The organism is Mesorhizobium sp. M0152 (assembly GCF_040322415.1).
GTDB lineage: Bacteria > Pseudomonadota > Alphaproteobacteria > Rhizobiales > Rhizobiaceae > Mesorhizobium.
Genome location: NZ_JAMYTH010000008.1, coordinates 1 through 17,561, shown reverse-complemented (window position 1 = coordinate 17,561; position 17,561 = coordinate 1). Strand labels below are relative to the sequence as shown.

Genomic DNA, 17,561 nt, shown 5'->3' with positions numbered 1-17,561 from the left:
TTTTTTGGCCCCGGGCAGTTCGAACGTCATGACCGATCCAGTCACCAGATTGCAGCATATTCTCGCATGGGCCGCGCTTGCAGTGCTGCTTGCCGCCGGTGCGGCGCAATCGGCTGCGGCCCTGAAGGAAGCAAACCCGGCCTTGCCGCCGGAACCGCGGACGGCACAGCAGATGTTCGCCGACGCGCCCGACGGCGTCGATCCCATCGTTACCGGCCCCGTCAGCGCCGCCTTCAAGCAGCGGCAGAGGGACGCCGGCTGCGACAGCGCGGTGTGGCCGAAGATCCCGGCCGCCTGCTATCCGGACTGACTGCCGCCGGCGGGCGGTGATCGCCGTTCCGCCGTGATCCTTCGCCGCAGCGTTTCGACCGAAGCCAAATTCTTACGCCGAGCGCACAGGATCCAGCGTCACCTTGTAGAGCTCGTTGTCGTCGCGATCCATCAGCCGCACGGTCAGTTGCTCGCTGGCGCCGCTAATATCGACCAGACCGAAGAATTGCAGCCCGGCCGATGGCGGCAGGTTCTGTCCCTGCTCGGCGGTCGGCGCCTTGATGAATTTCAGCTCCGGACCAAACGTCATGTCGAAATCGTTCGGACCGAACGTGCCGGCATGGATCGGGCCCGAGACGAATTCCCAGAACGGATTGAAATCCTGGAACCGCGCCTTGTCGGGATTGTAGTAATGCGCGGCGGTGTAATGCACGTCGGCCGTCAGCCAGACGGTGTTGGCGATGCCAGCGTTCTTGATGTAGCGAAGCAGGTCGGCGATTTCAAGCTCGCGGCCCTTTGGCAGGCCGTTGTCGCCATTGCTGACGGCTTCCGCGCCTGACTTCTTGGCGGCGTCGTCCCAGACGACGAGGCCCAGCGGCATGTCGGCGGCGATGATCTTCCAGGTCGCCTTGGAATTCGCCAGCTCGCGCTTCAGCCACTTCGTCTGCTGCTCGCCAAGCATGCGCGATTGCGGCGTCATCTCGTCCTGCATGTCGGGGCCGTTGGGGCCACGATAGGAACGCATGTCGAGGAAGAACACATCGAGCAGCGGTCCGTAGGCAATTTTGCGATAGACCCGGCCCGGCTCCGACGGCTCGTAGCGGATCGTCGTCATCTCATGGAAGGCGCGCGCCGCACGCGCCGCCAGCACATGGATGGATTTCTCCGTATAGCGGTTGTCGGCGCTCAGGTCCTTCGAATCCGACCAGTTGTTCAGCACCTCGTGGTCGTCCCACTGGTAGAAGGTCGGGCAGATGGCGCTGAGCCCCAGCACGTGCCTGTCCATCATGTTGTATTTCCACTGGTCCCGATATTCGTCCAGCGTCTCGGCGACCTTGCGCTTGCCGTCGATCAGCACGACATTTTTCCACTTGCCGCCGCCGGCCAGGTCGACCTCCTCCTTCATGGCGCCGTCGGCATAGATGGTGTCGCCCGAATGCAGGAAGAAATCGGGCGTGTGCTTGCCGATCGTGGCGTAGGTTTTCATGCCGGTCTCGTCGATGCCCCAGCCCTGACCCGCGGTATCGCCCGACCAGGCGAATCTGATGTCGCGCTTGGAAGCAGGCGCGGTGCGGAAACGGCCGACGATCGGCTCCGAGACGACGTTGATGTCGGCGAGGTCGGCCGCTGTCATTCGATAAAAAATGTCCTGATCGGAGGCGAGATCGGTGAGCAGCCGCTTCACCGTGTGGTCGCTGGCCGGCGACGTGTCGAGCGGCGCGAGCCTGGTGGCGTCGGTGAAATTTTCCGTCGACGACACTTCGTACATGACGCGCGACGGGCGATCCGTGCGCGTCCACACCATGCCGCTGGTGGCATCGACATCGCCGGACTGGACGCCATAGGTGAAAGCCGGGCGCTGGTTGGCGCGCGAATAATAGGGCAGCGCCAGGCTCGAAACGCCGACCAGGCCAGCGGCGCTGGCGGAAGTGACGAAAGCGCGGCGGGTCATCGAGAGCTTGTTCATGGCTGTCTCCTGGATGGCGTTGAACGTTGCCATCAAGGTCCAGCGTCAATGTTTCAGGCGCATCTCGAAATCGTGAAGGTTTGATAACAGTGAACAGGCAAGCCGCCGGTCTCCCCCAGAGGGCAGAGATCGGCAGCATTGCCTACGGCGCCGCAATAACGGCGATTACGCCGCCTGCGGCTCCGGATCAAAGGCTGGCCGGCTGGTGTTGATCAGCAGCGAAATACACGCCGCGGCAATCGCCGTCATGCCGGCGATGAGGAAGGCCAGCTCGTAATTGCCTTGCAGTTCGCGCATGGTGCCGCCGAAAGCAGCAGCGGTCGCAGCACCGACCTGGTGGCCGGCAACGATCCAGCCGAACACGATCGGGCCGCTGCGGTCGCCGAAGGCTTCGTTGGCGAGCCTGAGCGTCGGCGGCACGGTGGCGATCCAGTCGAGGCCGTAGAGCACGGCAAAGATGATCAGGCTGGTCGCCGAGAAGCCGGAATAAGGAAGATAGATCAGCGACAGACCACGGATGCCGTAGTAGACGCCGAGCAGCTTGCGCGGATCGAAGCGATCGGTGAGCCAGCCCGACAGCGTCGTGCCGATCAGGTCGAAGATGCCCATCATCGACAGCAGGCCGGCGGCCTGCACCTCGCCAATGCCCATGTCGCCGCAGAAGGCGATCAGATGTGTGCCGACAAGCCCGTTGGTGGTGAAGCCGCAGACGAAGAAGGTGGCGAACAGGTACCAGAACACCCGCGTGCCGGCGGCGCGGCGCAGCGTCGAGAGCGTATGGGCGAGGAAATTGCCTTGCGATGCCGGCGAGGTCGGCGGCACGTCATCCGCCTCGGCGCCATAACGCACCATGCCGATCGACGCCGGCCGCTCCGGCACCAGCAGCCAGACCAGCGGCAGAAGGCAGGCGGTGGCAATGGAAATGGCTATGGCGACCGGCTTCCAGCCGCCCGACTGGGCGAGCGCGGCAAGCAGCGGCAGAAACACCAGCAGGCCGGTGGCGCTGGAGGCCGACATCAAGCCCATCACCAGGCCGCGATTGGTCTTGAACCAGCGATTGACGATGGTGGCGCCGAGCACCGTGGCGACCGCGCCTGAACCGATGCCGGAAAACACGCCCCAGGTGATCAGCAGATGCCACGGCTTGGTCATCAACAGGCTGAGCGCCGTCGAGCCCGACATCACCACCAGCGAGGCAAGCAGCGTGCGGCGCAGCCCGATCCGCTCCATCAACGCCGCCGCGAACGGCCCGGTCAGACCGTAGAGGAAGATGCCGACGGCGGCAGCCAGGGAAACGACGTCGCGCCGCCAGCCGAAGCTGTTTTCCAGCGGCAACATCATGACGGAGGGCGCGGAACGCATCCCGGCCGCGATCAGCAGGCAGAGGAAGATGACGCCAACCACGACGAAAGCGTAGCGCTGGCCAAATGGACGGGATTGAGTTATCATGTTACTGACCGGTACGTTGCAAGATGGGAGCATGTATACGTACCGATCGGTAACATTGTCAATCGAGACTCGCCATGCGAACGGACAAAAATATTGAACTGACCATCAGCGACGGACATGCACCGGCTCCTCCGAAGGCTGCCAAGAAGATCCTCGATGTGGCATACGACCTGTTCTACCGGCGAGGCATCAGGGCGATCGGCGTCGACGAGATCGTCAAGCGCGCCGGCGTCACCAAGCCGAGCCTCTACCGCAGCTTTCCTTCCAAGGACGAACTGGCCGCTTCCTACCTCAGGCAATACGATCTCGAGTTCTGGGAGCGCTTCGACGAGGCGGTGAACGCCCATCCCGGCGATCCGCGCGCGCAGATCCGCGCCTTCCTGACGCGGGTCGGCAAGCGCACGCAGCGCCCGGATTACCGCGGCTGCGGCATGACCAACGCGGCGGTGGAGTACCCCGAGCGCGGTCATCCGGCGCGCCTCGTCAGCGAGGCCAACAAGCAGGAACTGCGCCGCCGGCTGCGCGCCATGGCAGCGGCGATGGGCGCGCAAGACGCCGACACGCTGGGCGATGGGCTGCTGCTCCTGATCGAGGGTGCCTATATCAGCGGCCAGTTGTTCGGCCTCGGCGGCCCGGCGCATACGGTTGCCCGCAACGCCGACCTGCTGATCGAAGCGAGCTTGAAGAAATAGCGACAGGCGCTACGCTGGGTCCCCTGCAACGGAGACGTCCGCGATGCGCAGCCTGCTGATCCCGCTCATCCTCGCCGGCGCCTGCCAGGCGGCACATGCCGGCGACATATCGAGCGCCTACACCGAGCTCGACTGGAAGAAGGACTGCGTGACCTACGCTCAGGCGGAACAGGGCGACGGCGATTGGTCCGATCTCGCCTGTTCGGGCTATCGTGGCTATCCCGTGCTGGTCGCCTATGACGACGCCCGCGAATCGCTATTCTACGGTTTTCCGCCCGGCGGCGACATGGTGTCGGTCTGGGAGAGCTTTTCCGGCTTCAATTCGTCAGGTGCCAAGATCGAATGGCGCATCGAGACCAATGGCGACAAGGCCGTACCTTTTGCCGCCATCCATCGCCGCACGGTCAGCAATCCCGAGGATGAGAAAAAGCCGACCGAGGTGCTGCTCGTCGCCAAGGTCGGCCAGATGGATACGCGCGACGGCTGCACCGTCGGCCTTGTCCTGGCCACCGGCAACCCCGCCGCCAACGACCAGGCGCGCAAACTCGCCGATGACAAGGCCCGAACCTTCGCCTGCGGCAAGGACAGGCACACCGTCATCGGCAATGTGCCGGCTTTCGGCCGGGTGGATAATTAGGCACATCGGGGATTAGCCGCCGCGCCAGCAACTTCGTCATCCTTGGGCGGAGCGAGGTTCGTAGTCTGCGGAGCGCAAGCAGTCGGTTATTTGCTCGCCTTCGCCCGCTCGATCGCGTCGACGATCATCTTCTTGGCGTATTTGGAATCGTGCCAGCCTTCGATCTTGACCCATTTGCCGGGTTCGAGGTCCTTGTAGTGCTCGAAGAAGTGCTGCACCTGCTGGCGCGTGATGTCGGGCAGATGGGTGTATTCGGTGACGTTCTCGTAGCGCAGCGTCAATTTGGGCGACGGGACCGCGATGACCTTCTCGTCCTGGCCGGCATTGTCTTCCATGATCAGCACGCCGATCGGCCTGACATTGATGACGCAGCCCGGCACCAGCGCGCGCGTGTTGCAGATCAACACGTCGATCGGATCGCCGTCGCCCGACAGCGTGTGCGGCACGAAGCCGTAATTGCCGGGGTAGCGCATCGAGGTGTGCAGGAACCGGTCGACGAACAGCGTGCCGGCCTCCTTGTCCATCTCGTACTTGATCGGCTCGCCGCCGATCGGCACCTCGATGATGACGTTGATGTCCTCAGGCGGATTCTTTCCGATGGCTATGGCTTCAATGCGCATGGCTTGTCCCTCTCTCGATTTCCCAGATCGATACCGGGGGACGCGTCATGGTGCAATGCGGCGAATGGTGCTGAGGACGATCGGAAGGCATCGACGGAAAGGCCGGAACGTCACTGCCAGACGAAAGCGACTTTCTTCAGCGCTTTCTGCTCGAATATTTCCACGCCTTCGGCGACGTCGCGGCCACCGGCGCCAGCATAGAAGGCGATCGCGTTCTGGTTGTCCTCCAGCGCCCACACCACCATGCCCTTCAGCCCATGATCAGCCAGGCGCGCCCTGGCCGCCTTGAACAGGCGGCTGCCGAGCCCGATGCCCTGATATTCCGGGCGCAGGTACAATTCGTAGATTTCGCCCTGCTGCTTGAGTTCCCGGGCGCGATTCTTGCCGATCGTCGCATAACCGGCGATCGTGCCGCCGATCTCGACGACCAGAACGGTCGCGGCACGGCGGATCGCATTGGCCCACCAGTCGGCGCCGCGGCGGTTGATCATCGACGTCAGGGTGCGGTGCGGAATGATGCCCGAATAAGCGCCGCGCCAAGCCTGCAGGTGCACCTCGGCGATGGCGCCAGCGTCGCGCGGCTCGGCTTTTCGGATATCGATCGTCAGCGTATTCATGATTTGTTAACCATAAACCCGCATCGGCCGATTGCAAGAGTCGGCGCGGCCCGCCGCCAGCTTTCTCACACGATCATGACACCGGTGCCAGGCCGGCTGAATGCTACAGGGCCGGCTGAATGCTACAGGACGGCTCTCAGATCTCCACCAGATGATCGTCCAGCTCGTTGAAGTCGCCCGGCGTGACCGGGAAATGCTCCGCCAGCACGGCCCCCACCGTCTCGATCGCCTTGATGAAGCCTTCGGCAAGCCGGTCGTCGCCGGCATGCGCGGTCAGGTCACGCACCACTTCGTCCCAGACATGCTGGCCAACTTTGGCGTCGATACCCGAATCGGCGACCACCTCGGCGTAGCGTTCGGCGATCGAGACGAAGACCAGCACGCCGGTGCGCGCCGTGGTGCGATGGACGTTGCGGGCAAGGAACTGTTTCAGGGCGTTGTCATGCGCGGCCTGATAGCGCAGCCGCCTCGGCACCATATGGATGCGCAGCGCGGGAAAGGCCCATAACAGCAACAGCACGCAGGCCAGCGCCAGAAGTTGGGCGAGGACGAAGTGCGGCAGGCGGATAGTAAGCCACCATGCTTCGAGACCGTAGGCGACGGCGAGGCTGACGAAAAGCGTGCCAAGCGCCGCCACGAGGGCGGCCGGCAAGAAGTAGCTCCCGCTTGCATGGGCCACGACGCAATAGATTTCTCCGTCCGTCCATGCCTCGGCGGCGCGAATGGCGTCGGCGACGCGCTCATGGTCCTGGGGGGTGATCGGTCGTGTTGCCATGGTTGCCCTCACCAGCTTCCCGACGAGCCGCCGCCGCCGGAAGAACCACCGCCGCCGGAAAAGCCGCCGCCGCTCCCCGACGACCAACCACCGCCGCCCGACGACCAACCGCCGCCACCGGAGGACCAGCCGCCCCTTGACGATCGCCGGCTAGGCTCGAAGGTCATGCCGAGCCAGCGGTAGCGGCCGGGCCCGAGCTTCTGGCCGAAGATCGGCGGCAAGACCGAGACCGCGATGGCACCGAAGAAAATGATCGCCCAGATACTGATGAAGACGGCGGCGAACAGGTCGTCGGAATTGAACGGCGCCTGCTGGTTGCGCGCGCCGCGCGCTTCCAACTCCTCCGGATTGCCTTCCAGCACCATGATCATGTCGTCGACGGCCTTGCTTATGCCGCCGGAGAAATCGCCGGCGCGGAAGGCCGGCACCATGTCGTTCTCGATGATCAGCTTGGTATGCAGGTCGGTCAGCGTGCCTTCCAGCCCATAGCCGACCTCGATGCGCATCTTGCGGTCGTTCGGCGCAACCAGCAGCAGCGCACCGTTGTTCTCCTTTGCCTGGCCAAGCTTCCAGAAGCGATACAACCGGTTGGCGTAGGGCTCGATCTCCTCGCCACCGAGGCTTGGGACGGTCGCGACGACAATCTGGTCGGAGCCTTTCGCTTCGAAATCGGCCAGCTTCTGCGTCAGCGCCGCCCTGGTCGCCGCATCGATGATGCCGGCATTGTCGACGACACGGCCGGTGAGCGCGGGCAGATCCGCGGCGAAGGCGGTGAAAGGAAGAAAGAGGCAGAAAAGCAGGACAAGAAAGTTAATCTTGGCGTTTCTTCGCACCCCCCTCTGTCCTGCCGGACATCTCCCCCGCAAAGGGGCAGATTGGCAGCTCCCGCGTTGGCTCGCGCTTTTGAACGCTGGTGATTGGCGAAAGCGCAAATGAGGGCCGATCTCCCCCTTTGCGGGGGAGATGTCCGGCAGGACAGAGGGGGGTGTTTGCACGCCAGCGGTCCGTCTTTTTACGGGATTATTCCAATCCAGGCGCCGTTCACCCGCCCTGCTTCGTCCCGAAATTGACCTTCGGCACCTGCAGCTTGTCCTCGTCGACGGTGAAATTGGCGAACGGCTGGTTGCCGCGGAACCACAGGCTCGCCCAGATCACCGACGGGAAGGTCCTCAGCGTCAGATTATAGTCCCTCACTGCCTGGATGTAGTCGCGCCGGGCAACCGCGATGCGGTTCTCGGTGCCTTCGAGCTGCGCCTGCAGCGCCAGGAAGTTCTGGTTGGCCTTGAGGTCGGGATAGTTCTCGACCACCGCCAGCAGCCGCGACAGAGCGCTGGTCAGCCCCGCCTGGCTGTCCTGGAACTTCTTGAACGCCTCGGGATCATTCAGCGTTTCGGGCGTCACCGTGACCTGCGTCGCCTTGGCACGCGCCTCGACCACCGCGTCGAGCGTGTCCTTTTCATGCGAGGCATAGCCCTTGACCGTTTCGACAAGGTTGGGGATCAGGTCGGCGCGGCGCTGATACTGGTTCAGCACCTCGCTCCAAGCCGCCTTCGCGTTTTCCTCCGCCGTCGGGATGGTATTGTAGCCGCAACCGGCCAGCACTGGCAGCACGATCGCCATAATCAGGAAGGCGGGCAGCGTACGGAACGGTGACGGTGCGGCAAAGCGCTGGGCAAGCATGACGGATCCCTCAATAGAAGTTGCAAGCGAAGCATTACCACAATCGGCGCGCAAGAAAACGACCTCGAGGGGAACGGCCATTGACCCGTTTCGATCGGTTTAGGGAGCTGTAATTGATGGGGCGAACACGATAAGATCGGCATGAAACCGGACATGATCATGGCGGAGCCCAAGGACAGCGATAAAGATAACGACAAGGAATCGCGCCGCATCCTCGAGCGCATCGCGCGCGAGACCGATCCGGCCGATAGTTCGTTCGTGACGCGGACTGCCAAAGGCATGCGCGATCACGTCGCCGCGGCCGATGCCGACCGATCGGACCCGATCGAGGTCTGGGGCACGCGTCTTGGCAGGATACTCGGCTTGCTTCTGGCGCTGGGCCTGATGGTGTGGCTCGTGCTTTTCCTCACCCGGGGCAGCTAGGAATCAACAGCAATGACCGCCGAAAAACTCGACGCGCCGCAGGCGGTCATCGTCATTTCCAGTCATGTCGCACGCGGCTCGGTTGGCAACCGCGCCGCTGTCTTTGCATTGGAAACGCTGGGCTTTCCGGTCTGGGCGGTGCCGACCGTCATCCTGCCCTGGCACCCCGGCCACGGACGGGCGACACGGATTGTGCCGCCGCTCGATCAATTCAAGGCACTGATGGCCGACCTTGAGCGCGCGCCATGGCTGGGTGAAGTCGGCGCCGTGCTGTCCGGCTATCTCGGCGAGGCCGGTCAAGCCGATGCAGTCGCTTCGCTGGTCGCCGCGGTCAAGGCCAAGAACGCCGACGCCGTCTATATCTGCGATCCGGTGATGGGTGATTCGGGTGGCCTCTATGTGCCCGAGCCCACTGCTGCCGCCATGCGCGACCGGCTGATGCCGATCGCCGACATTGCCACCCCCAATCGCTACGAACTGGAATGGATGGCCGGCACGCCGCTGCCCGACCTCAAATCGGTCATCGCGGCAGCACTCCATGCCGGACCCTCGACGATGCTGGTCACCTCGGCGCCGTCGATGATTTCAGGCGGCACCGGCAATCTGCTGCTCGACGCCAACCAGGCGCTGCTTGCCGAGCACCGCTTGATCGACAAGCCGCCGAACGGCCTGGGTGACCTGACGGCCGCCGTTTATCTGGCGCGCATTCTCTCCGGCCAACCGGCGATCAAGGCGCTGCAGTCGACCACGGCTGCGGTCTACGAGATCCTGGCGCGCACCGCCAAGCGCGGCGGCGACGAATTGCAGCTCGAAACCGATGCGCAGAGCCTGTCGCACCCGATGGCGATGGTGCAGATGCGCCACCTCACGCATCCCGGGCGGGACCGCCGGGCGTGACACCGGCCGAGACCGCGCTTGTCGGCGTCGACGGCTGCAAGGCCGGCTGGATCGCTGTCCGGCGCACGCCCGGTTCGACACCCCGTAACCCCGGCATGGCACCGTCCGCGGATGTCTTCGCCAGCTTTTCCGCACTGCTTGCGGCAATTCCCGATGATGCGATTGTCGCTGTCGACATGCCGATCGGCTTGCCCGAGTTCTCGCAAAAGGGCGGACGCGGGCCGGAAGCGTTGGTGCGGCCGCTGCTTGGGACACGCCAGTCCAGCGTCTTCTCGATACCGTCCCGCGCCGCCCTGTACGCGGACATCGCCGACTTCACCACGGTGGACGCCTGGTACGCCGCGCATCGCCGGGCAAGCGACATCGCCAGGACCACGTCCGACCCGCCGCGCGGTGTCTCGATCCAGGCGTTTGGCATCTTTTCCAAGATCCGCGAACTCGATGCGCTGCTCATTGCGCGGCCCGACTTGCGCAGCCGCATCTTCGAATCGCATCCGGAGGTTGCTTTCTGTCGGCTGAACGGCGGTCAGGCCATGCAGCTGCCGAAAAAAGTCAAGGGCAGCGTCAATCCGGCCGGCATGGCGGAACGCAAGGCGCTGCTCTGCCGCCACGGCTATGAGACAGGGTTTCTCGACCAGGCGCCGCCACGCGGCGCCGCAGCGGACGATTTCCTCGACGCCGCCGCCATGATGCTGATCGCCGGCCGCATCGCCCATGGCGAGGCAAGGCCGTATCCCGACCCGCCGCTCACCGATGGCTTTGGCATACCGGTCGCTATCTGGGCCTGACGGTGCCGGCCGGAGCTGCCCCTGACGCATGGCAATTCCGGTGAGCCCCTGCAATTCCGCATTGCTCGCGACGGGCTTTTGCCGCTAGAGCCTTTTCTCGACCGCAACGAGCTGCCGCCTCCAACCCGGAAAGGCCTTAGCCGCACATGCCTCATCTCCCCGACCATCTCCTCGCTGGCTATCGCAATTTCATGAGCGGCCGCTATCTCACCGAGAGCGGGCGCTATCGCGAGCTCGCCCGCGAAGGCCAGGCACCGGAAACGATGATCGTTGCCTGTTGCGACTCCCGCGCTGCCCCCGAAGCGATCTTCGACGCCGGGCCGGGCGAACTCTTCGTTCTGCGCAATGTCGGCAATCTGGTGCCGCCCTATGCACCCGACGGCGAGTTCCACTCGACCTCGGCGGCACTGGAATTCGCCGTGCAGAGCCTAAAGGTCAAGAACATCGTCGTCATGGGCCACGGCCGTTGCGGCGGCATCCGCGCCGCGCTCGACCCCAATTCCGCGCCGCTTTCGCCCGGCGACTTCATCGGCAAATGGATGAGCCTGATCGCGCCGGCCGCCGAGACCGTCTCATCCAGCACCTTCATGACGGCGACCGAGCGCCAGACCGCGCTGGAGCGCATCTCGGTCCGCTACTCCATCGCCAATCTCAGGACCTTTCCTTGCGTCTCGATCCTCGAGGGCAAGGGTAGGCTGTCATTGCACGGCGCCTGGTTCGACATCTCGACCGGCGAACTCTGGGTGATGAACAAGGAGACCGGCGATTTCGAACGGCCGGAACTGGGATGACCGCGACGGCACGCCGGGCGAGGGATTTCCGGCCGATCGTTTTCACGGCTGCCGCGCTGCTGATGGCGGTCCCTGCCGCCCGCGCCGACGATGGGGCCATCATCGGCCGCTGGTATTCGGCGCTGCTGGTCGCCGATCGCACAGAATTGTCCGACCTGCTTGCCGACGATGTCCGCATCAAGCTCGATGACCTCGGCATCGTTCAGGGCAAGCAGGAATTCATCGCCTCGATCGACGAATGGCGAGACGCGGTTGCCGGCGCGGAGATCCGGCACCGGATCGAGAAAAGCGAAGGCGGCGTCACCACGGTGATCGCCTGCTACGACTTCCCCAATAACGACATGCTGATGCAAGAGACCTTTGCTGTGACCGGCGACCGCATCACAGCCAGTTCGCAAGCGGCAATCGCTGAAAACTGCGACAGCTACTGAGCCGGCCAGATCCTGTATTGCGAGCTTGCGGGCCGAACCCTACATCGGGAACAACTCACCCATCCTCGCCATCATCGAAAGACCGTCCATGCCCTCCACGAAAGCCGTCGACCTCGCCGCCCATCCCTTGACCACGTGGCGGGGGCCGCTCGGCCTGCCTGACTTTGACCACATCGGCGACCATGATTTCTCCCCGGTCTTCGATGCCGCACTGAAGGCGCACGAGGCCGAGATCGAGGCGATCGCCGGCAACAAGGACGTGCCAACGATCGAGAACACGCTTCAGGCCCTGGAACTCGGCGGCGAAGCGCTCGACCATGTTTCGTCGATTTTCTGGTGCCGGGCCGGCGCCCACACCAACGAGACGATCCAGGCATTGGAGCGCGACATCTCGCCGAAGATGTCCAGGCATTTCTCGGCGATCTCGATGAACGAGAGACTGTTTGCCCGCATCGACGATCTCTACCAGCGCCGCGAGGGCCTGAACCTCGACGCGGAGACGCTGCGGGTGCTGGAGAAAACCTGGAAAGGCTTCGTCCGTTCCGGCGCGAAGCTCGACGCCGACGGCAAGAAACGGCTGGCAAGGATCAATGAGGACCTGTCTTCGCTCGGCACCACTTTCGGCCAGAATGTGCTGGCCGACGAGCGAGACTGGGCGCTGTTCCTCGATGAGCCCGATCTTGCCGGCTTGCCTGAGTTCCTGAAGAGCTCGATGGCCGAAGCCGCCGAGATGCGTGGCCAGAAGGGCCGCTACGCCGTGACGCTTTCGCGCTCGATCTACGAGCCGTTTTCGACGTTTTCCGAACGTCGAGACCTGCGTGAGATAGCCTTCCGCGCCTTCACCATGCGCGGCCAGAATGGCGGCGTCACCGACAACACCGATGTTGTCCGCGATATGCTGAAGCTGCGGGCCGAAAAGGCAAAGTTGCTCGGCTACGGCTCGTTCGCGGCGCTGAAGCTGGACGACACCATGGCCAAGACGCCGAAGGCGGTGCATGAGCTGCTCGATCCGGTCTGGCAGAAGGCGCTGGAAAAGGCGGCCGCCGACCAGGGCGAATTGCAGCGGCTGGCGACGCAAGCCGGCAGCAACGAAAAATTCGCCGCCTGGGATTGGCGTTTCTACCAGGAGAAGCTGCGGGCGGAAAAGTTCGCCTTCGACGAGGCGGAGCTGAAGCCCTATCTGCAGCTCGACCGGGTCATCGACGCCTGCTTCGACGTGGCGACAAGACTGTTCGGCATCACCTTTGCGGAGAAGAAGGGCATTACCGCCTGGCACCCGGACGCGCGCGTGTTCGTGGTGAAGAATGCCGACGGCAGCGAGCGCGGCCTGTTCCTCGCCGATTATTTCGCGCGGCCGTCCAAACGCTCGGGCGCCTGGATGAGCGCGCTCAAGTCCGGGTACAAGCTTGGCCATGGCTCGAAGCCGGTGATCTACAACATCATGAACTTCGCCAAGCCGCCGGCTGGCGAGGCCGCGCTGCTGTCGGTCGACGAGGCGAAGACGCTGTTCCACGAATTCGGCCATGCGCTGCACGGCATGCTGACCGATGTCACCTGGCCGTCGATTTCCGGCACCTCGGTCAGCCGCGATTTCGTCGAACTGCCCTCGCAGCTCTACGAGCACTGGCTGACCGTGCCGGCGGTGCTGGAAAAGCACGCGCTGCATGTCAAGACCGGCGAGCCGATGCCCAAGGCGCTGCTCGACAAGATGCTGGTCGCGCGTACTTTCGGCGCCGGCTTCGCCACAGTGGAATTCACCGCCTCTGCCTTGATGGACATGGCCTATCACGCCCGGCCCGATGCACCTGAAGCGCCGCTTCGTTTCGAAGCCGAAACGCTTGCTGCGCTTGATATGCTGGATACCATCGCCATGCGCCACCGCACACCGCATTTCGGCCATGTCTTTGCCGGCGACGGCTATTCGGCCGGCTACTATTCCTACATGTGGTCGGAAGTGCTGGACGCCGACGCCTTCGCCGCCTTCGAGGAGACCGGCGATCCGTTCAACCCGGAGCTCGCCGAGCGGCTGCGCAAGAACATCTACGCCGCCGGCGGCTCGAAGGATCCGGAAGAGCTCTACACGGCGTTTCGCGGCAAGATGCCGTCGCCGGAAGCGATGATGGTCAAGCGCGGGCTGGTGTGATTGGCCGATCTCCCCCCTCGAGGGGGAGATGGCCGCAAAGCGGCCAGAGGGGGTCGGTCCGACCGGGCTCGACCTCCTGCGACAGAGCAAGGTTAGCGCTCCACGCGCAACGACCCCCTCTGTCGCCTTCGGCGACATCTCCCCCTCGAGGGGGGAGATTCCCGGCGTCACGCCTTCCAAGGATCCGCCACCCGTGGCCACACCGGCCGTGTCAGCTTGGTGTAATTCGTCACCGCCGGATTGCTGGGATACGAGCTCGGTGCCGAGACATAGATGATTTCCGCGGCGATCGGCTCGAAACCGGCATAGAAATGGTTGGTCGACTTGATCAGCAATACATCCTTGCTCAGCGGATCGACGCCGATATTGGAAAAGATATCCGGCTCGAAAGTCTGCGTGCGATTGGTGTTGAGGATGATGTCGACCTCGATGCCCTCGATGCGGACCAGCGCCGTTGGCCCTAACGTCACCCGGCTCGGTCCGAAACTCTGCCAGCCCTCCGCAACCGCCTTCAGCACCTTGACGCGGGCGTCGATCGGCTCGCCGGCCTGGGGGCCCGCCTTGCCGCCGAAGCGCAGGTCGATGACCGCGCCCTCGCCCGCCGCCAGGCAGAAGGTGACGGCGATCGGGTCCCAGATCGTCGCCACGCCGACATTGTCGAGGCCGCGCGCCAGCATCTGGCGCAGCACGATTGTGCCGTCACCTGGCACGCCGCCGCCGGGATTGTCCCATATGTCGGCGACCACCACGGGCTTGCCGGGATTTTCGGTGCGTACGACAAGCGCCCGATCGATGCCGTCGGCGGTATCAAGCATCGTCATCGCCGTCTTTTCGCGCATGGCGTAGAGCTCGCGCCCCAGCCGCTCCGCCAGCACGTCGCCCCTGGCTTTGTCGTCGTCGGTGACGACGAGGATGCGCGTGCCCATTTCGGGCACATCCGCCGCCATGAAGCCATGGATGACCGAGACCGACAGCACGCCATCCTTGCCGTGCAACGCCTTGATGCGGTCGACGAAGGAACGCATCGGCTCGCGGCTGGTCGGCAGCACCTGGATCATGCGGCAGTCGAAGGTCGAGATGACGGGCTTGATCTCGCCGCGCGCCGCGGCAAGGCCAAGCTCGACGACGTGTTCGCCACGCTCGTAGAAATCCGTATGCGGGAATTCGAGGAAGTAGGCCATGATATCGCACGCCGCCACGCGTTTCGGCGTCAGATGGCTGTGCGGATCGAATTCGCAGGCGATTACCACATCAGGTCCGACCAGCGCTCGAACGCGCTCGAGCACATCGCCCTCGCAATCGTCATAGCCTTGCGCCACCATGGCTCCGTGCAGGCCGAGAATGACGGCGTCGACGGGCAGCGCCGCCTTGAGCTGGCCGAGGATCTCGTCGCGCAGCGCCTCATAGGTCTGCCGCTGCACGAGACCGCCCGGCTCCGCCCAGGTGGCGGTGCCTTCGATGACCGTCAGGCCTTCGCTGGCCGCGCGCCGGCGCAGGGCGACCATCGGCGAGGAGCACAGCGTCGGCGTTTCCGGATGCCTGCCGGGACCGGCATAGAACGCCATCTCGAATGAGGCCCGGTCGGTCGGCACCGGCGAGAAGGTGTTGGTTTCCGTCGCCAGCGAGGCGGTGAAGATGCGCATGAAAGCTCCGTGGGTAGAGCAATTCCAGGAAAAGTGTGAAACGGTTTTCCGTCCGGAATTGCGTCAAAACAAAGAGATAGAACGGCTTCGAACGCCGAACCGTTCTATCGGCTATTTGACGGCCCCGAGCGCCAGTCCCCTGACGAGGTAGCGCTGCAGCCAGATGAACAGGATCGCCACCGGCAAGGTCGCCAGCAGCGTCGCGGCCATGACGTGGTGCCATTCGATCGTGTAGCGGCCGGCGACCAGCGAAAACACCTGGATCGGCAGCGTGTAGCTTTCCTGGCTGCGCAGCATGGTGAGCGCCACGACGAATTCGTTCCAGGCGTTGATGAAGGTGAAGATCGCGGTCACCGCGATCGCCGGCAGGCAGAGCGGCAGGAACACCTTGCGCAAGGTTAGCCAGCGGCCGGCGCCTTCCATCCAGGCCGCCTCCTCGAGATCGTGCGGGATGGTGTCGAAATAGCTCTGCAGCATCCATACGGTGAAGGCGACGTTGAAGGCCATGTAGATGAAGCCGAGCGCCGTGGTGCTCTCGACCAGGCCCCAGGCCGCCATCAGCCGGAACAGGCCGAGCACCAGCACGATCGGCGAGATCATCTGCGAAATCAGCAGGAATTGGCGAAACGCTCCGTAGCCGCCAAAGCGAAAGCGCGACATGGCGTAGGCCGCCGGGACGGAAATCAGGACGGCGCCAACGGTGGCGATCACCGAGACATAGAGCGAGTTGGCGAGCGCCTGGCCGAAACCGGTCGCCACCCACATGTCGGCGAAGTTGGCCCAGCGGAATTCGCTCGGCCACCATGTCGGCGACAGCACCTCCTGCCTTGGCTTGACCGCTGTCAGCAACATCACCGCGAAGGGGAAGATCGTCACCGCGATCAAGGGCGCCAGCAGCAGCCAGGCGATGATGGTGCGCATCAGCTTGCTTCTCATGCGCGTTGCTCCCGCATGGCCAGCCGCACATAGATCATGGTGAAGACGAGCAAAATGGCGAACATCACCAGCGACACGGCTGAGGCCTCACCGAGTTTGCCGATGCGGAAGGCCAGCTTGTAGAGATGGGTGACCAGTATGTCGGTCGAGTTGGCCGGCCCGCCCTGCGTCATCACCCAGATGATCGGGAAGGAGTTGAAGACGTAGATCGTGTTGAGCACGATGGCGATGTTGATGAACGGTTTCAGCAGCGGAAAGGTTATCTCGCGGAACTGCTGCAGCGCCGTCGCCCCTTCAAGCGCGGCCGCCTCGTAGAGATCGTCGGGGATCGACGACAGGCCGCCGAGGAAGATCGTGGTCGTGAACGGCACCGTCACCAGAATGCCGATCAGCACCTGCATGGGAAAGGCGGTCTCGGCGCTCGCCAGCCACTGGATGTTGTGGTCGATCAGGCCAAGCCCGATCAGGGCCGAGTTCAGCATGCCGCTTTCGCCGTTGAGCGCCCAGCGCCAGACCACCGCCGTCATGGTCAGCGATACCGCCCAGGGCAGCATGATGACGACGCGGGCGATGCCCCGGCCATAGAAATCGGTGTTGAGGATCACCGCCACCGGAACCGACAGCAGCATCGCGCCGCCGACCACCAGAACGGTCCACAGCCCCGTGCGCCACAGGGCAGCGACAAAGTCGGGATCGGCGGCAAGGGCGGCGAAATTGGCAAGGCCGCTGAACTCGCGCAACTGGCCGAAACGGTTGACGTCATGGGTCGAGATCTGGATCAGGTCCCATACCGGCCAGAAGATGACGACAGCCGCCAGGAACAGGCTGGGCAAGGTCAGGAGATAGGGCAAGAGACGATTTTGCATCGGCTGGCTGTACCGTTTTGCGTGGGCATCCGTGGCGCTGGCTTGCCAGCTTGGCTAATCCTGACCTGTTCTTCGCTTCGAACTCTTTCGCGGGACTTCCTCTCCCCCGTCGATCGGGGGAGAGGTGTCGAGCGCATAAAGAAGGCGTGGGGGGGGGCCCATTTCGGCAGGCGAGGGGCTACATGAGGCTGGTGGGCGTGCGAAGTACGGTGGAGG

General features: G+C 64.0%; 19 protein-coding genes. 9 read left to right on the top strand and 10 right to left on the bottom strand.

Going from position 1 to position 17,561, the window contains the following annotated elements:
- Positions 1 to 28 precede the first annotated feature (28 nt).
- Complete coding sequence (locus NKJ26_RS10850) at positions 29 to 310, top strand: hypothetical protein (protein ID WP_352605871.1); 282 nt, start codon at positions 29 to 31, stop codon at positions 308 to 310.
- Between the two features lie 72 nt (positions 311 to 382).
- Here the strand turns inward: NKJ26_RS10850 and NKJ26_RS10845 are convergent, their stop codons facing one another.
- Positions 383 to 1,957: an alkaline phosphatase D family protein gene (locus NKJ26_RS10845; protein WP_352695253.1), complete on the bottom strand. Its 1,575-nt coding sequence runs from the start codon at positions 1,955 to 1,957 to the stop codon at positions 383 to 385.
- A 165-nt stretch (positions 1,958 to 2,122) separates the two neighbouring features.
- On the bottom strand, positions 2,123 to 3,406 hold the full coding sequence (locus NKJ26_RS10840; RefSeq protein WP_352695252.1) for an MFS transporter: 1,284 nt from the start codon (positions 3,404 to 3,406) through the stop codon (positions 2,123 to 2,125).
- 74 nt (positions 3,407 to 3,480) lie between these two features.
- On the opposite strand from NKJ26_RS10840, the gene NKJ26_RS10835 reads away from it, so the two are divergent.
- Positions 3,481 to 4,098 (top strand): TetR/AcrR family transcriptional regulator, encoded by a 618-nt coding sequence (locus tag NKJ26_RS10835; RefSeq protein WP_352605877.1) that lies wholly within the window; start codon positions 3,481 to 3,483, stop codon positions 4,096 to 4,098.
- Positions 4,099 to 4,141: 43 nt separating this feature from the next.
- On the top strand, positions 4,142 to 4,735 hold the full coding sequence (locus tag NKJ26_RS10830; RefSeq protein WP_352605879.1) for a hypothetical protein: 594 nt from the start codon (positions 4,142 to 4,144) through the stop codon (positions 4,733 to 4,735).
- 86 nt (positions 4,736 to 4,821) lie between these two features.
- Here the strand turns inward: NKJ26_RS10830 and ppa are convergent, their stop codons facing one another.
- From ppa to NKJ26_RS10805, 5 genes are all read right to left on the bottom strand, one after another.
- Positions 4,822 to 5,355 carry an inorganic diphosphatase gene (gene ppa, locus NKJ26_RS10825; RefSeq protein WP_352605881.1) on the bottom strand — a complete coding sequence of 178 codons (534 nt, stop codon included), beginning with the start codon at positions 5,353 to 5,355 and terminating at the stop codon, positions 4,822 to 4,824.
- A gap of 110 nt (positions 5,356 to 5,465) precedes the next feature.
- Positions 5,466 to 5,972, bottom strand: coding sequence for a GNAT family N-acetyltransferase (locus tag NKJ26_RS10820; protein ID WP_352695251.1), 507 nt, complete (start codon positions 5,970 to 5,972; stop codon positions 5,466 to 5,468).
- 136 nt (positions 5,973 to 6,108) lie between these two features.
- Positions 6,109 to 6,747, bottom strand: coding sequence for a TPM domain-containing protein (locus tag NKJ26_RS10815; protein WP_352695250.1), 639 nt, complete (start codon positions 6,745 to 6,747; stop codon positions 6,109 to 6,111).
- An 8-nt stretch (positions 6,748 to 6,755) separates the two neighbouring features.
- Complete coding sequence (locus tag NKJ26_RS10810; protein WP_352695249.1) at positions 6,756 to 7,580, bottom strand: TPM domain-containing protein; 825 nt, start codon at positions 7,578 to 7,580, stop codon at positions 6,756 to 6,758.
- A 208-nt stretch (positions 7,581 to 7,788) separates the two neighbouring features.
- Positions 7,789 to 8,427, bottom strand: coding sequence for a LemA family protein (locus NKJ26_RS10805; RefSeq protein ID WP_352695248.1), 639 nt, complete (start codon positions 8,425 to 8,427; stop codon positions 7,789 to 7,791).
- A gap of 159 nt (positions 8,428 to 8,586) precedes the next feature.
- On the opposite strand from NKJ26_RS10805, the gene NKJ26_RS10800 reads away from it, so the two are divergent.
- The 6 genes from NKJ26_RS10800 (at position 8,587) to NKJ26_RS10775 (ending at position 13,900) form a co-directional block, all read left to right on the top strand.
- Positions 8,587 to 8,850: a hypothetical protein gene (locus NKJ26_RS10800; RefSeq protein ID WP_352605891.1), complete on the top strand. Its 264-nt coding sequence runs from the start codon at positions 8,587 to 8,589 to the stop codon at positions 8,848 to 8,850.
- A 12-nt stretch (positions 8,851 to 8,862) separates the two neighbouring features.
- Positions 8,863 to 9,747, top strand: coding sequence for a pyridoxal kinase PdxY (pdxY, locus tag NKJ26_RS10795; RefSeq protein WP_352695247.1), 885 nt, complete (start codon positions 8,863 to 8,865; stop codon positions 9,745 to 9,747).
- Positions 9,744 to 10,535, top strand: coding sequence for a DUF429 domain-containing protein (locus tag NKJ26_RS10790; RefSeq protein ID WP_352695246.1), 792 nt, complete (start codon positions 9,744 to 9,746; stop codon positions 10,533 to 10,535). The genes pdxY and NKJ26_RS10790 overlap by 4 nt, the downstream gene beginning before the upstream one ends.
- A 146-nt stretch (positions 10,536 to 10,681) precedes the next feature.
- Positions 10,682 to 11,326: a carbonic anhydrase gene (locus NKJ26_RS10785; protein ID WP_027025563.1), complete on the top strand. Its 645-nt coding sequence runs from the start codon at positions 10,682 to 10,684 to the stop codon at positions 11,324 to 11,326.
- Entirely contained in the window at positions 11,323 to 11,757 is a 435-nt protein-coding gene (locus tag NKJ26_RS10780; protein ID WP_352695245.1) for a nuclear transport factor 2 family protein, read from the top strand. Before NKJ26_RS10785 ends, NKJ26_RS10780 begins: the two co-directional genes overlap by 4 nt.
- Before the next feature lie 88 nt (positions 11,758 to 11,845).
- On the top strand, positions 11,846 to 13,900 hold the full coding sequence (locus NKJ26_RS10775; protein ID WP_352695244.1) for a M3 family metallopeptidase: 2,055 nt from the start codon (positions 11,846 to 11,848) through the stop codon (positions 13,898 to 13,900).
- A gap of 167 nt (positions 13,901 to 14,067) precedes the next feature.
- On the opposite strand, the gene NKJ26_RS10770 is transcribed toward NKJ26_RS10775, so the two are convergent.
- The 3 genes from NKJ26_RS10770 to NKJ26_RS10760 all read right to left on the bottom strand — a co-directional run bounded on the left by NKJ26_RS10770 (position 14,068) and on the right by NKJ26_RS10760 (position 17,345).
- A complete protein-coding gene (locus tag NKJ26_RS10770; RefSeq protein WP_352695243.1) occupies positions 14,068 to 15,543 on the bottom strand; it encodes a M81 family metallopeptidase in 1,476 nt (491 codons plus the stop codon).
- 111 nt (positions 15,544 to 15,654) lie between these two features.
- A complete protein-coding gene (locus NKJ26_RS10765) occupies positions 15,655 to 16,479 on the bottom strand; it encodes a carbohydrate ABC transporter permease (protein WP_352695242.1) in 825 nt (274 codons plus the stop codon).
- The gene (locus tag NKJ26_RS10760) at positions 16,476 to 17,345 is read right to left on the bottom strand and encodes a carbohydrate ABC transporter permease (protein WP_352695241.1); all 870 of its coding nucleotides are present in this window, start codon (positions 17,343 to 17,345) and stop codon (positions 16,476 to 16,478) included. The genes NKJ26_RS10765 and NKJ26_RS10760 overlap by 4 nt, the downstream gene beginning before the upstream one ends.
- Between the last annotated feature and the right edge of the window lie 216 nt (positions 17,346 to 17,561).

Coding starts and splice junctions, on each gene's coding strand:
- NKJ26_RS10815 (WP_352695250.1), bottom strand. CDS start 6,747: ATGGCAACACGACCGATCACCCCCCAGGACCATGAGCGCGTCGCCGAC.
- NKJ26_RS10770 (WP_352695243.1), bottom strand. CDS start 15,543: ATGCGCATCTTCACCGCCTCGCTGGCGACGGAAACCAACACCTTCTCG.
- NKJ26_RS10845 (WP_352695253.1), bottom strand. CDS start 1,957: ATGAACAAGCTCTCGATGACCCGCCGCGCTTTCGTCACTTCCGCCAGC.
- ppa (WP_352605881.1), bottom strand. CDS start 5,355: ATGCGCATTGAAGCCATAGCCATCGGAAAGAATCCGCCTGAGGACATC.
- NKJ26_RS10765 (WP_352695242.1), bottom strand. CDS start 16,479: ATGAGAAGCAAGCTGATGCGCACCATCATCGCCTGGCTGCTGCTGGCG.
- NKJ26_RS10785 (WP_027025563.1), top strand. CDS start 10,682: ATGCCTCATCTCCCCGACCATCTCCTCGCTGGCTATCGCAATTTCATG.
- NKJ26_RS10850 (WP_352605871.1), top strand. CDS start 29: ATGACCGATCCAGTCACCAGATTGCAGCATATTCTCGCATGGGCCGCG.
- NKJ26_RS10805 (WP_352695248.1), bottom strand. CDS start 8,427: ATGCTTGCCCAGCGCTTTGCCGCACCGTCACCGTTCCGTACGCTGCCC.
- NKJ26_RS10820 (WP_352695251.1), bottom strand. CDS start 5,972: ATGAATACGCTGACGATCGATATCCGAAAAGCCGAGCCGCGCGACGCT.
- NKJ26_RS10830 (WP_352605879.1), top strand. CDS start 4,142: ATGCGCAGCCTGCTGATCCCGCTCATCCTCGCCGGCGCCTGCCAGGCG.
- NKJ26_RS10800 (WP_352605891.1), top strand. CDS start 8,587: ATGGCGGAGCCCAAGGACAGCGATAAAGATAACGACAAGGAATCGCGC.
- NKJ26_RS10760 (WP_352695241.1), bottom strand. CDS start 17,345: ATGCAAAATCGTCTCTTGCCCTATCTCCTGACCTTGCCCAGCCTGTTC.
- pdxY (WP_352695247.1), top strand. CDS start 8,863: ATGACCGCCGAAAAACTCGACGCGCCGCAGGCGGTCATCGTCATTTCC.
- NKJ26_RS10780 (WP_352695245.1), top strand. CDS start 11,323: ATGACCGCGACGGCACGCCGGGCGAGGGATTTCCGGCCGATCGTTTTC.
- NKJ26_RS10775 (WP_352695244.1), top strand. CDS start 11,846: ATGCCCTCCACGAAAGCCGTCGACCTCGCCGCCCATCCCTTGACCACG.
- NKJ26_RS10835 (WP_352605877.1), top strand. CDS start 3,481: ATGCGAACGGACAAAAATATTGAACTGACCATCAGCGACGGACATGCA.
- NKJ26_RS10840 (WP_352695252.1), bottom strand. CDS start 3,406: ATGATAACTCAATCCCGTCCATTTGGCCAGCGCTACGCTTTCGTCGTG.